4 protein-coding genes are annotated in these 14,219 nt (G+C 65.4%); all 4 read right to left on the reverse strand.

Annotated features, from left to right (window positions below; genetic code table 11):
- Nucleotides 1-297: 297 nt before the first annotated feature.
- The 4 genes from WH303_RS12480 to WH303_RS12495 all read right to left on the reverse strand — a co-directional run bounded on the left by WH303_RS12480 (nt 298) and on the right by WH303_RS12495 (nt 14,173).
- On the reverse strand, nt 298-10,848 hold the full coding sequence (locus WH303_RS12480; protein WP_339518825.1) for a beta strand repeat-containing protein: 10,551 nt from the start codon (nt 10,846-10,848) through the stop codon (nt 298-300).
- 520 nt (nt 10,849-11,368) lie between these two features.
- Complete coding sequence (locus WH303_RS12485; RefSeq protein ID WP_339518828.1) at nt 11,369-12,460, reverse strand: TerB family tellurite resistance protein; 1,092 nt, start codon at nt 12,458-12,460, stop codon at nt 11,369-11,371.
- A 121-nt stretch (nt 12,461-12,581) separates the two neighbouring features.
- Nucleotides 12,582-13,166 carry a flavodoxin gene (locus WH303_RS12490; protein ID WP_339518830.1) on the reverse strand — a complete coding sequence of 195 codons (585 nt, stop codon included), beginning with the start codon at nt 13,164-13,166 and terminating at the stop codon, nt 12,582-12,584.
- Nucleotides 13,166-14,173 carry an alpha/beta hydrolase gene (locus WH303_RS12495; RefSeq protein WP_339518832.1) on the reverse strand — a complete coding sequence of 336 codons (1,008 nt, stop codon included), beginning with the start codon at nt 14,171-14,173 and terminating at the stop codon, nt 13,166-13,168. The genes WH303_RS12490 and WH303_RS12495 overlap by 1 nt, the downstream gene beginning before the upstream one ends.
- Between the last annotated feature and the right edge of the window lie 46 nt (nt 14,174-14,219).

The raw sequence follows: 14,219 nt of genomic DNA on the forward strand, positions 1-14,219 counted from the left end.
ACTCACCCAGGCAGGCCACAGGCTGTGCGCGATTCGGCGCTGTCTGACAGCACTGACAGCGCCGTCCACCTCCAAATCAAGGCCTCGGCTTACAGTGGGCCTTAGCTGCCGGCATAGATTTCATGCCGATCAGGCAGCATCCCCGCGTCCGGTGATGCGGGGTCAGAGGCCGCTGCAGGGTCCGGCCGGGTTAGGTCCGGCCGGGTGAGGTCCCGCCGGGTGAGGTCCCGCCGGGTGAGGTCCGGCCGGGTTAGGCCCGGCCGGTTCAGGCCCGGCCGGCCCAGCCGTGCCCCCTCCTCAGTCGCCTGCCTGCACCCTCTCGCCGTTTGGATCGGTCACCCGCACCACGGTGATGGCCGGTGCATCCTCGGCGTCTCCCACAATGCCGGTACTGGCGCCGTAGAAGCCGGCCACAAAGCGGAAGGCCGGGGAGCCCGAGGGGCCGGTGCAGTGGAAGTTGAACTGGCGCAGCACTTGGGCAACACAGACATAGCCCGATTCGGTATCGATCACCGAGTTGGCGTCGCGCGTCTGGAAGCGGAAGCTGCGGCTGGGCATCGCATCCGTTTGCGACAGCAGCACCCAGGATCCGCGCAGCGACTGGGCCGAGCCCTTGTTCACACCGTAGTAGAAGCGCTCGATCTGCACCGGATCTTCACCCGGAAAGGCCAGCGTCCCCACCGATGGCGCGCTGAAGTGGATCGCACTGGTCGGACCGGCATCGGCCTTGAAGCGGGCAATCGCAGCCGGTCCACCAAAGTAGCGCCCACCCTGGTACTGGACCGTGGACAGATCGGGCGTATGGGGCTCTGGCGTGGTGGATGCGTCATGCGCGCCCAACACACTGTGGAACGTGGCTTTGCCGTCGCTTTCATAGTCGTAGACCGACATGAACAACATATGGTCCTCGTTGTTGATGGGCTTTTGCAGCTCGATCGACAGACCGCGTCCAGGCAGGCCACGCAGCTCGCTGCTGACCACCCAGGTACCCGACTCAGGGGCATAACCTGGTGCGTAGTAGCTGGTGCGCACACTCTGGTTGTCCTGCCAGCTGTAGGCTGCACGCCCCACGCGGAAGCCCACCAGGCGCCGAGCCTCACCACCGCCCTCTTGCAGGGTGCCGCTCAGCTGGTCGACATCACGCTGCAGGCGCAGTGCTACCGAGAGGCCAGCATTTGCACCCCCATCACGCTGGCCGGAACAGTTGAACACCACACCGGTACCTCCGTAGCTGCATTGCGCCACCACCTGGCCCGACAAGGTACCGCCAAAGCCGTGCACCGTCGTCGCCACGCCAGGCGGATAAGGCCAGTCCATCGCGGTCGCCGCCCAGTCCTCGCTCATGGCCACCTGCTCGCTCGTGCCGATATCGGCCCACCAGCTGCGCACCGGCTGGTTGCTGCTGTTGAGCTCGACCATGGCCCAGCGGTCGACAAAGGCCGGGTCAGAGAAGACACCCGCTGGTGTGCCTTCGTAGTCAAAGCGCTGCATGGCTTTGGCTGGCTCGCCCGGGAACTGGATCGTGCCGGTGGTGCGGCTGGTAAAGGTGATCACCACATTGCCGGGGCTGCCTGCCTCATGGCCATCGCGCTGCTCGCTGCCAAAGAATCGGCCGCCTTCGTAGTAGTACAGCGGCGCGGTCACGGTGTTGTCCCGCAAGCTACCCAGTGCCGTGAAGAAGGTGGGTTCACCCGATTCGCGGTAGCCGAAGAGTTGCATGAACAGCACGCCATCCTGGATATCGATGCCCATGCCGCGACCTGGCTCCCCATTGAGCTCGTCGCTGACGATCCAGGTGCCGCTCTGCGCCGCAATCCGGCCGGCAGGCGGCTCGGGCGGCTCGCCACCCGAGTCGGAGCTCTTGGTGACTTGGCGCGTGCTGCTGCCGGTATTGCCGGCCTCATCGGTCTGCGACGCCGTCACCGTCACCTGGCCATTGAGCAGGGCCCCTACCCGCATGCCAGGCGCTGTCCAGCTACCGCTGGCACAGGCCGCCGTCGCCGGGATGGATCCTACGCTCACCGTCACGATACCGTCACCGGTGCTGCAGGTACCTGCAGGGCTGTAGGCGTCCTGGTTTGCATTGTCGATGTTCGCTGCCGTGGTGATCGAGACCGCAGGCGCCGTCGTGTCCTTGACGGTATTGCGCGTGCCGGAGATGACCGTGCCAGCGACTGCCTGCGATGCCGTCACCACCACCGTGCCCTCGGGCAGGCTGCGCACATCGACAGCGCCCAAGGTCCAGTTGCCACCCGTGCAGGCCACCGTGTTGCTGATGCTGCCGATGGCCACCGTCACCGCGCCAGCTGCTGCGCTGCAGTTGCCGGAGACGCCACCATAGCTGGCCTGGTTGGCGCTGCTGATACGCGGCGCCGCAGTGACCGTCACGGAGGCGGTCGTGCCCTGCTTGCTGGTGACCAGGCTGCCCGAGCCGGTCAGGCTGCCCACCGTCTGTGCAGCCGTCACCGTGACCGCACCATCGGGCAAGCTGCTGACATCCAGGCCCGATGCGGACCAGGCGCCAGCGTTGCACGGTGCCGATGCAGGGACGGATCCGACCAGAATGGCCACGTTGGTGCCAGCCGCCGAGCAACTGCCCGAGACGGCATAAGCCGACTGGTTGGCCAAGGTGATCGCCGGTGCCGAGGTCACGGTCACCACGGGGACGCTGCCTGCCGAGTCCTTGCTGGTCACAAAACCACCGGTTCCGGTCTGGCCACCTGCCGTTTGCGACACCGTCACCGTGATGGGTCCATTGGGCAAGCCACTGACGTCCACAGGTCCGGTGGTCCAGGTGCCGTCATTGCAGGATGCGGTAACCGACAGCGAGCCGATCAGCACCACCACATTGCTGCCATTGACCGAGCAGCTGCCCGAGACGGTATAGGCCGTCTGGTTGGCTGCCGTGATCGCCGGGGCCGACGTAATGGCCACCGATGGTTTGGTGCCAGCCGAATCCTTGCTGGTCACAAAGCCGCCGCTGCCCGTCTGACCGCCCGCCGTCTGCGAAGCGGTCACTGTGATCGGTCCATCAGGCAAGCCACTGACATCCACAGCCGGAGCCGCCCAGATGCCGCCGTTGCAAGTAGCCGAAACAGACAGCGAGCCAATCAGGACCGCCACATTGCTGCCGTCGGCCGTGCAAGTGCCCGAGACGGTATAGCCCGTCTGGTTGGCTGCCGTGATCGCCGAGGCCGACGTGATGGCCACCGCAGGTGCGGCGCCGGCCGCGTCCTTGCTGGTGACAAAGCCGCCGGTGCCCGTCTTACCACCCGCAGTCTGCGACACCGTCACGGAAACCGGTCCATCAGGCAAGCCACTGACATCGATGGGCGCGCTCGCCCAGATGCCACCATTGCACACTGCCGATGCAGCGATGGCGCCGACCAGCACGCTGACGTTGGCACCCTCTGCCGAGCAGGTGCCCGAGACGGTATAGCCCGTCTGGTTGGCTGCAGTGATCGATGGAGCCGACGTGATCGCGACCACAGGGGCAGCTCCTGCCGAATCCTTGGTGGTCACCAGGCTACCCGATCCCGTTTGCCCCCCCGCAGTCTGCGACGCCATGACGGTGACTGCACCATCGGCCAGGCCACTGACATCCACACCCGCGCTAGCCCAGATGCCTGCATTGCACGGTGCCGATGCAGCAATGGAGCCGATCAGCACGGTCACAGTGGCGCCATCGGCCGAGCAGGTGCCCGAGACGGTGTAAGCCCCCTGGTTCAATGCGGTGATCGCAGGTGCCGAGCTAATGGACACCACAGGTACCACGCCCGCAGCGTCCTTGCTGGTCGTGAAACCGCCGCTGCCCGTCTGGCCACCCACCGTCAGCGACGCCGACACGGAGACCGGCCCATTGGCCAAGCCACTGACATCGATCGCCGAGCTGGCCCAGATGCCGCTGTTGCAAACCGCCGATGCAGCGAGGCCGCCGATCAGCACATCCACATTGGCGCCATTGGCCGAGCAGGTGCCCGAGACGGTATAGGCCGACTGGTTGGCTGCCGTGATCGCAGGAGCCGAGGTGATCGCCACCGCAGGTGCGACGCCTGCCACATCTTTGCTGGTGGTGAAGGTGACCGTCTGGCCGCCCGCCGTTTGCGTAGCCGTCACCTCAACCGATCCATCCGCCAGACCGCTGACGTCCATGCCCTCGGTCGCCCAGATTCCGCCATTGCACAGCGCAGTGGCAGCCACCGAGCCGACCTCCACATCCACATTGCTGCCGCCCACCGAGCAGGTACCCGAGACGGAGTACGCCGACGCATTGGCTGCCGTGATGGCAGGTGCCGACGTAATGGTCACCACCGGTATGGCTCCACCCGTGGCCTTGTTGATGTCCACACTGTCCGACCCGGACTGTCCGCCAACCGTTTGCGTCGCCGTCACGGTCACCGTTCCATCGGGCAAAGTGCTGACATTCAACGCGGCGGTCGTCCAGCTGTTGCTGGTGCAGGGCACCGATGCGGACACCGAGCCGACCTCGACATCCACGTTGGTGCCGTTGACCGAGCAGGTGCCCGCGACGGTATAGGCCGCTTGGTTGCTTGCCGTGATGTCGGATGCGAACGTAATGGTCACCACGGGTTGGACTGCGCCGGTGGTCTTGTTGGTCACCAGGCTGCCCGATCCCTGCAGGGCGCCAACCGTCTGCGCAGCGGTCACGGTCACCACGCCGTCGGGCAAGCTACTGACATCCACGCCGGGGATGGCCCAGTTGTTGCCAGCACATGGCGCCGATGCAGCCACCGCACCGACTTGAACCGCCACGTTGCTACCGTTGGCCGAGCAGCTGCCCGAGACCACATACGAAGCCTGGTTGGCTGCGGTGATGTCGGGTGCCGAGGTCACAGTCACCACGGGGGCGACGCCTGCGGTGTCCTTGAGGGTCAGCAGGCTGCCCGATCCGATCACGTTGCCGACGGTCTGCGCCGCTGTCACGGTGACGGATCCATCAGCCAGCGCAGTGACATTCAGGCCGGTAGCGGCCCAGTTGCCGCCCGCGCAGGAGGCCGTCGCAGCGACCGAGCCCACCTGAACCGCCACGGGGCTGCCATTGGCCGAGCAAGTACCGGAGACGGCATACGAGGCCTGGTTCGCCGCCGTGATCGTGGGAGCCACGGTCACGCTCACCACGGGGGCCGTGCCTGCGGTGTCCTTGCCAATCACCAGGCTGCCGGACCCTGTCAGGCCGCCAACCAGCTGCGAGGCCGTCACGGTGACCGAGCCATCGGCCAGGGCACTGACATCGATGGCTGGCGTGGCCCAGATGCCGAGGTTGCACTGCGCCGAAGTGGACAGCGAGCCAACCTGGACGGTCACCGCTTCCGCATAGGCCGAGCAGCTGCCCGAGACGGAGTACGCCGACACATTCAATGCCGTGATCGCAGGGGCGGACGTGATGGCCACGACAGGAGCGACGCCTGCCGAGTCCTTGGATGTCACCAAGCTGCCGGATCCCGATTGTCCATTGGCAGTTTGCGAGGCCATCACTGTGACCGCTCCATCGGGCAAGGCCGTGACATCCACGGCCGCCGAGGACCAGATGCCCGCGTTGCACAGTGCCGATGTCGACACCGAGCCCACCAGGACTGCCACGTTGCTGCCGTCCACCGAGCAGGTGCCCGAGACGGTATAGGCTGTTTGGTTCGCCGCCGTGATCGCCGGTGCCGAGGTCACGCTCACCACGGGTGTCACCCCAGCCGCGTCCTTATTGGTCACCAGGCTGCCCGAGCCGGTTTGGCCGTTCAGCGTCTGCGAGGCCTTCACCGTGACCGGGCCATTGGGCAAGGAACTGACATCCACGGCCGCGCTCGACCAGATGCCCGCATTGCACTGCGCCGATGCAGGCACCGTACCGATTTCAACCGCTACCGCTTCACCATGGGCCGAGCAGGTGCCCGAGACGGTGTAAGCCGATTGGTTGGCTGCCGTGATCGCGGGTGCCGAGGTCACGCTCACGGCAGGTGCTGCGCCAGCCGTGTCCTTGCTGATCACCAGGCTGACCCCTCCCGTTTGACCACCAGCATCTTGCGAGGCCTGCACCGTGATCTGTCCATCGTCCAGGCCGCTGACATCAATGGGAGCGGTGGCCCAGATGCCATCGCTGCACGGTGCCGTTGCAGGTAGCGTGCCGACAAGCACGCTCACAGCTTGGCCGTTGGCCGAGCAAGTGCCCGAGACGGTATAGGCGGCCTCATTCGAAGCGGTAATTGCAGGGGCTGAGGTGATGACCACCACAGGAACCACCACTGCCGTGGTCTTGGTGGTCTCCACGCTGTCGGAGCCAGACAGGCCGCCTACGATTTGCTCAGCCGTCACGACGACCACGCCATCGAGCAAGGCGCTGACATCCAGGCCCGACGCAGACCAGCTTCCGCCGTCACACAGGGGAGTGGCAGAGACATTGCCGACCTGGACCGCCACATTCGTACCGTTGGCCGAGCAACTGCCAAAGACGCTATAGGACGCCTGGTTGGCCAGCGTGATGGGGGGTGCCGAGCCAATGGTCACCACCGGCGCCGCGCCGGCCGCGTTTTTGCCGATGACCAGGCTGGCCGCCCCCGTTCCGCCGCCCACGGTTTGCGAGGCGGTCAGGGTCACCAAGCCGTCCGGCAAGGCACTGACATCCTGCGCTGCAGTGGTCCAACTGCCGCTGTTGCAGGCTGCAGACGCGGAGATGGTGCCAATCTGGACTGCGACGCCCGCCCCGTTGACCGAGCAGGTGCCCGAGACCGTATAGGCCGACTGGTTGGCCGCCGTGATCTCAGGCGCCGAGGTGATGCTCACCACAGGTGCGCTGCCCCCCGACTCCTTGGTGACGACCAGGCTGGCCGAGCCCGTTTGGCCACCGACTGATTGCGAGGCCATGACCGTCACCGCCCCAGCGGGCAAGCCACTGACATCCATCGCGGCGCTGGTCCAGGCGCCGTTGTTGCAGGGCGCCGTTGCCGCGACCTGACCCACCAGAACGGAGACATCCATGCCGTTGACCGAGCAGGTGCCCGATACGACATAGGCCGACTGGTTGGCCGCCGTGATCGCCGCTGCCGAGGTGATGGCCACCGAGGGGGCAACGCCTGCCGTGTCCTTGGCGGTCACCAAACTGCCCGATCCCGTCAGGCCGCCGGCCGTTTGCGAGGCCGTCACCGTGACCGACCCATCGGGCAAGCCACTGACATCCAACGCTGCGCTGGTCCAGATGCCGCCACTGCAGGGGGCCGAAGCCGCCACCGAGCCGACCAGTACCGCCACATTGCTGCCGTCCACCGTGCAGGTGCCCGAGACGGTATAGGCCAATGCATTGGCTGCCGTGATGGCCGGTGCCGAGCTGATGGCCACCACCGGCGCAATGCCGGCCGTGTCCTTGGCCGTCACCACGCTGCCCGATCCGGTTTGGCCGTTCAGCGTCTGCGAGGCCGTCACCAGCACTATTTCATCGGGCAAGCCGCTGACATCCATCGCTGCGGTCGACCAGATGCCACCGCTGCACACAGGCTGCGGCACCGCTGCAACGTCACCGACATGCACCATCAACACCACGCCGTTTTCCGAGCAGGTGCCCGAGACGGTATAGGCCGACTGGTTGGCCGCCGTGATCGCAGGCGCCGAGGTGATGGTGACCGCCGGGGCAAGTCCCTGCGAGTCCTTGGTGATCACCAAGCTCCCCGAGCCGGTCAGGCCGCCCACCGTCTGCGCGGCAACGACCGAAACAGCACCATTGGCCAGGCCACTGACATTGAGGCCCGTGGTGGACCAGATGCCGCCACTGCAGGGCGCCGAGGCAGTGACGGTGCCGACCTGAACATCCACCCCCGTGCCATTGGCCGAGCAGGTGCCCGAGACGGTATAGGACGACTCGTTCGCTGCCGTGATCGCAGGCGCCGAGGTGATGCTCACCACCGGAGCAACCCCCGCCGAACTCTTGCTCGTCACCAGGCTGCCCGATCCGGTTTGCCCCCCGACGGTTTGCGTGGCCGTGACCGTGACCGCGCCATCGGGCAAGCCACTGACATCCAGGCCCGCAGTGGCCCAGACACCGCCGTCGCACATGGCCGATTCAGCGATGGAGCCGACCAAAACGGCCACGTTGCTGCCGTTGGCCGAGCAGGTGCCCGAAACGACATAGGACGCCTGGTTGCCAGCGCTGATGGCGGGTGCCGAGGTGACGGCCACGGAAGGAGCGACCCCGGCCGTGTCCTTGGCGATCACCAGCGTGCCCGATCCGGTTTGGCCATTGGCGGTTTGCGAAGCGGTCACCGTGACCGCGCCATCCGGCAAGGCCGCGACATTCAGCGCCGAGGTGGTCCAGAGGCCGGCATCGCAGGCCGCTGATGCAGAGACGGAGCCGACCAGGACGCTGACGTTGGTACCGTTGACCGAGCAAGTGCCCGAGACGGTATAGGCTGCCTCGTTCAGCGCCGTGATGGCGGGTGCAGCGCTGATGGTCACCACGGGTGCGACACCCGCGGTGTCCTTGGCTGTCACCAGCGTGCCCGACCCGGTTTGCGTGCCTACCGTTTGCGAGGCCGAGACCAGCACCGGCCCATCTGCCAAGCCGCTGACATCGAGGCCCGAGCTGGACCAGATGTTGCCCGTACAGGGCGCCGCGGCCGCCACGGAGCCGACCAGCACAGCGACGTTCGTGCCATTGGCCGAGCAGGTGCCCGAGACCGTATAGGCGCCCTCATTGAGCGCCGTGATGGCAGGTGCCGAGCTAATGGTCACCACGGGGGCATCCACCACCGTGTTCTTGCTGGTCTGCAGGCTGCCCGATCCCGTCTGGCCGCCCACCGTCTGCGACGCCGTCACCGTGACCGTGCCATCGAGCAGGCCACTGACATCCACCGCTGCGGTGGACCAGAGGCCGCCATTACAAGGCGCTGCAGCAGCGACGGAGCCGATCAGCACGGCCACGTTGCTGCCGCTGGCCGAACAGGTACCAGAGACCGTGTAGGAGCCCTGGTTCAGCGCCGTGATCGCGGGGGCCGAGGTCACCGCTACCACGGGTACGGCGCCCGTCACGTCCTTGCTGGTCACCAGGGTCGCGGATCCGGTCTGCGCGCCCACCGTTTGCGAAGCCATGACCGTGACGGCCCCATTGGGCAAGCCACTGACATCCAGGCCGGCCGTGGACCAGCTGCCATTCGTACACAGCGCAGAGGCAGCGACCGAGCCCACCAGCACGGCCACGTTGTTGCCATTAACCGAACAGCTGCCCGAAACGCTATAGGCAGCCTGGTTGGCCAGCGTGATGGCGGGAGCCAGGCTGATGGTCACGACCGGGATAGCCCCGGCCGAGTCCTTCGTGGTCCCCAGACTGCCCGTTCCTGTTTGACCATTGGCGGTTTGCGTGGCCGTGACCGTGAGGGCGCCATCGAGCAAGCCACTGACATCCAGGCCTGCGGCAGCCCAGATATTGCCGGTACAAGGTACCGAGGCAGTGACGGTGTCGATCAACACAGTCACATTGCTGCCATTGACCGAGCAAGTGCCCGAGACAGTGTAGGAGGTCTGGTTTGTCGCCGTGATCGCAGGTGCCGAGGTCACCACCACCACGGGCACACCCCCGGTCGAGTCCTTGCTGGTCAGCAGGCTGCCCGTGCCGGTCAGACCACTGACCGTTTGAGAAGCCGCAACGGTGACTGGCCCATTGGCCAGGCTGGCGACATTCAGGCCCGTAGAGGACCAGAGGCCGCCACTGCACTGCGCAGTAGACGTAACTCCTCCGACGCCGCCGATGGTGATGGCAACACCCGCGCCATTCGCCGAGCAGGTGCCCGAGACGCCATAGGACGCCTGGTTGGCCAGGGTGATATGGGGCGCAGACACCACCGTCACAACCGGCGGTTGCAATACCGGGGCCGTGTTCTTGGTCGTGGCCTGGCTCGCCGCGCTGGTGGGCCCTGCGGGGCTCTGTGATGCCGTGAGCGTCACGGGGCCGTCGGCCAGCGCTGTGGTGTTCACCGAACCGGAATAGCTGCCCGTGGCGGAGCAAGGCAGCGACTGGGTCACGCCGGCGGGCGTGGAGCTGATGGCCACATTGCCGCTGCCGGCGCTGCAGCTTCCGCTGACGGGGATAGCGGCCTGGTTGCTGGTGGTAATCAAGGGCAAGGAACCCAAGGTGACCGTGGGCGCGCAATCGGCCATCGTGGCCGTGGAGTTGCCTACGATGACCGATGCGCCGAGCAAGCGAATACCGAGCGCAGACGCCACGAGCTCCACACGCAGCCCATTGACGTTCAGGGTCTTGCCGTCTGGGCTCAGAGTTTGCTCATTGGTGTGGAGAACGACCCCGACCATGGTCCCAAGAGTGGGCACACCAATCGTCAGATCGACCCGGGTGTTTGCCGCCACACTGACGCCGGCGAGCGATCCCGAGGCACCCAGAATTTGCGCACTGCCCTCTGGCGTCAGCACCCCATTGACGCAGGACATCTTGGCTTGCGAACTGATCGTGTCTGCCCCCAGCGCCAGCCCGGCGAGCTTGAGGGCCAAGCCGCTGACGGAGGACGAAGACATGACACTGTTTTGCGCCAGCTTGCTTTGCGTGGCGGCGTTGAGAACGCCCGTACGCACGGTCAGCAAATTACCGACGCCTGCAGCGACAGACGCATTGACGACCGAGGTGGGGGTATTGAAATCCGGTGGTGCCGTTTTCTGCCCGGTATCGGCAATCGGGACGCCGAGCCCCACCCCCACCACATCGGCGGTGACCTGCAGGCCATAGGCCCGGCCGGATCCGGCCGATGCCGCCGAAGCGTTAAAACTGCAGACGAGAGCCAGGCTCGCGAGCCCTCCAAACAGCAGACGGCGGAGTGTCCTCTGCGCACCAATCGGGTTCATAGCGTCTCCTTGTGCACCGTGCCAAGACGCCAGGATGGGGAGAGATCAACTCAGGCCATACCAACCGACGCGCGAGGAAAGGTGCCGCTGATTACTCATGCCAACACAACTATTCACAAGGGCAACCGTACTGCGAACCTTTGGTAAATCTAAAATTAATTTATTGAAATAACATATAACCGCGACTAGTTCCGGTCTATAAGCAAAGCCAGCTCCGCGCGCCTGTCCCACTGCCTGAGAAAGGCGTACCAATCTCCGCCCCAACTTCGGAATGCAAGCCAAATTCATCGGTTGTTATTGGCATTCCTTCAGAGGAGAAATTTGGGATAAGTGCTGGTTTCTGTAAGACATTTCATGGCGTAGCGCTCAGACAAAAAAACCCGCCGATGAAGGCGAGTTGGGCTTATCTCAGTCACAAAAACCAAATACAGCAATCAATATATTCCGACAATACTGACGGTATCGTCCTGCATAAACTCCAGGCTTTAGCCTACAGAGATGGTTACATTTAGATATATGTTTACTGGCCGCCGCGCACCATCGACAGGATCTTGGCGGTGTTCAGGCCGCTGGCCGTCTCCTGCATCTGCGCCTGGTAGCGCGACTGCAACTGGCGGCCATCCTGCATCACATGCTGGTAGGCATTTTTCAGCATCTCGGTCGACAGCTGGCGCCCGCCGGCGTAGTACTGGTTGGCGACATGGCCCAGCGCATAGGTGGAGGCAAAGCTCATGCCGCTGCTGACCGCCTGCCGGCCCAGGCCCCCGAGCAGGCCCTTGCCGGCCTTGCCCAGCAAGCCGCCCAGCAGCTTGCGCCCGGCCTGCTCCAGGTACTGCGAGGTCAAGCCGACACCCAGCGCGCCCAGCAGGTCCTTGATATGGCCCTTGTCCAGCTCGTAGCCATAGTTCTGCCCGATCTGGTAGACCAGGCGCATCTGCAGCGGAATGATCGCCAATGTCGAGAGGTTCTCGGGCAGCAGCTCGATCGCACCGTTGAGAATCGAGGCCTTGAGGATCTTCTGGTCCATGGCCTCGACCGACAAGCTCGAGGGCCGGCGCTCGGCCTGCGCCGGCACCAACGGGTCCGCCGCTGCCGGATGGGGCGCCGGCTCGGTCAGCGTCAGCGGGGCATCGGGCAAGGCGGCATTCAACGGTGCATCGACCAGGTTGCCGGCCAGCGCCTGCGCGGGCGGCGTGGCCAGCGCAGGCGCTGCAGCCATCCCCGTCGAGGCAGCCACCGCAGCTACAGCGGGCGCTGCAGCTGCAGCGGGCGCGGTGGACGCCTGCCCTGCCGTGCCAAAGGCCTCGCGCAGCTGCGCCAAAAAGGCCGCTTCCTTGGGGCTGGTGCTGCCATCGGCTTCGCAGACGCACAGCGCCATCTCATAGGCCAGCTGGCGCGCCTCGGTGGTCTGCAGCTGGGCCAGCACATCGCCCAATTGCACGCGGCGCAGCAGCACATCCTGGTAGAGGTGGGGCAGGTTGATCTGCTGGTCGGCCGCCAGGCCCTCGGCGACCTGGCGGATCTGCTCGCGCTCACGCTCGTGCTTCTCGCCATCGGCAAACGAGGCGAGCAGGCACAGGGTCAAGGTGGCACGAATTTCTTCAGTCGTCATGGATCAGGGCTCCGCTATAAAAAGTGCACAAAGGAGGCACTTGGAGCCCATGGCGCCGCCGGGGTTCCGCACAAATGCAATACCACCGGCCAGCTGCGCGGTTGTCCTACGCCGCAGGCACTCAGCGGCAGCTGCTTTTCTGCAGCCACTCCCCCACCTGGGTCATCGTGCGCCGCTCCTGGTCGGCTTCCATCGCAAAACCTGGCTGCAGGCGGCCCTGGGCCAGGTAGCCGGCCAACACCTCCAGGCTGTTGCCCAGTCCATAACCGCCATGGGTTTGGAACGGCACCAGGGATTTGCCTTGCCAGTCCTGTGCCGCCAAAAAGGCCCGCACCACGGGAGGTACGGTTTCACCCCAAATGGGAAAGCCCAGATACACCGTGTCAAAACCGCCGATATCGATAGGCCGCGCCAGAGGCCGGCTGCGGCCCGCATCACGCTCCTGCCTGGCCTGCTCCACCGTCTCCAGGTAGTCCTCGGAGTACGGTGTGGCTGGCACTATCTCGGCGATCTGCGCTTTGAGGCTGCGCTGGACCAGGCCGGCAATGACACGGGTGTTACCGGTGCGTGAAAAATAGGCCACCAGCACCTGGCCCGCGCTGCTGCCGCAGCCCTGGTTCGGCTTGGCAGAGGCTGCCGTCACGACCGGCAAGCCGGCCAAGGTGCCCAAGAGCGCCCGCCGCGTGGAGCGGTTGGCCGCTGCCATTACAGCGTCTGGCTGTAGAACGGCGCCAGCTTGCCCATGGCGGCATCGACATACTTGGGCACCCAGTAGGTCTCGATGTGGGTGGCGCCCTCGATCTTGAACAGCTCCTTGTGCTTGGCGCCGGTGGCTTTGGCAAACGCGTCCTCGGTCATGTACAGGCTGTCGGCGGCAGTGCCTGCCACCATCAGCAAGGGCTGCTCGAGCAGCGCGATCTGGTCGGTCGCATCCCAGCGCATCAGGTCCAACAGGCTGCTGCTGGTGTACTTGAACGTCGAGTTCGGGTGCGCATGGCTGCGCCAGTAGTATTCATAGCCCTGGCGGTACATCTCGAACGGGAGCGCGGCAATCTGCGCATCGCTCATGTCGGCATCGCCAGCATAGACAATCTTGCCGCCCGCCGCTTGCGCAGCCCGCGCATCGCTGGCCTGCTGCAGGCGCTGCTGCACGCTGGCCAGTTGCGAATCGGCAAAGCCATTGCGGCGCACCCGCCCGGAGTTGAACATGCTCAAGGTGGCGATCGACTTGAAACGCTTGTCCGACTTGGCCGCCGAGAGCGCATAGCCGCCCCCCCCGCAAATGCCCAACAGCCCCAGGCGCTGCGGGTCGACACCGGCAAAGCGCGTGATGAAGTCGGCCATGCCGTGGATATCTTCGACGCGGAACTGCGGCTTGTCGGTGCTGCGCGGCTGGCCGCCGCTGCCGCCCTGGTAGGCGGCGTCTGCGGCAATCGTGATAAAGCCCTGCTCGGCCAAGCGCTGGGCGTAGAGGCCGGCAACCTGCTCCTTGACCCCGCCGTTGGGGTGCGCCACCACCACGGCCGGGTAGCGCTGCTGGGGGTTGTAGTGGGCAGGGGTGTAGACGTTGGCGACGATGTCCAGCCCATTGAGCGGGTAGGTCACGGGGTGGATGTTGACCTTGCCCGGTTCGTTCTTGGCAATCGCACCCGCATAGACCAGGGTGAAGGGATTTTTAGGGGCTTCGGCAGCGGCCGCTGTGGTGGTCGTCATCGTGGAAATTCCTAAGGTGCTGAGGGACAGGCCAAGCGCGGAATGC

Origin of the sequence: Comamonas sp. MYb69 (genome assembly GCF_037479315.1) — a bacterium.
Classification (GTDB): domain Bacteria; phylum Pseudomonadota; class Gammaproteobacteria; order Burkholderiales; family Burkholderiaceae_C; genus Comamonas.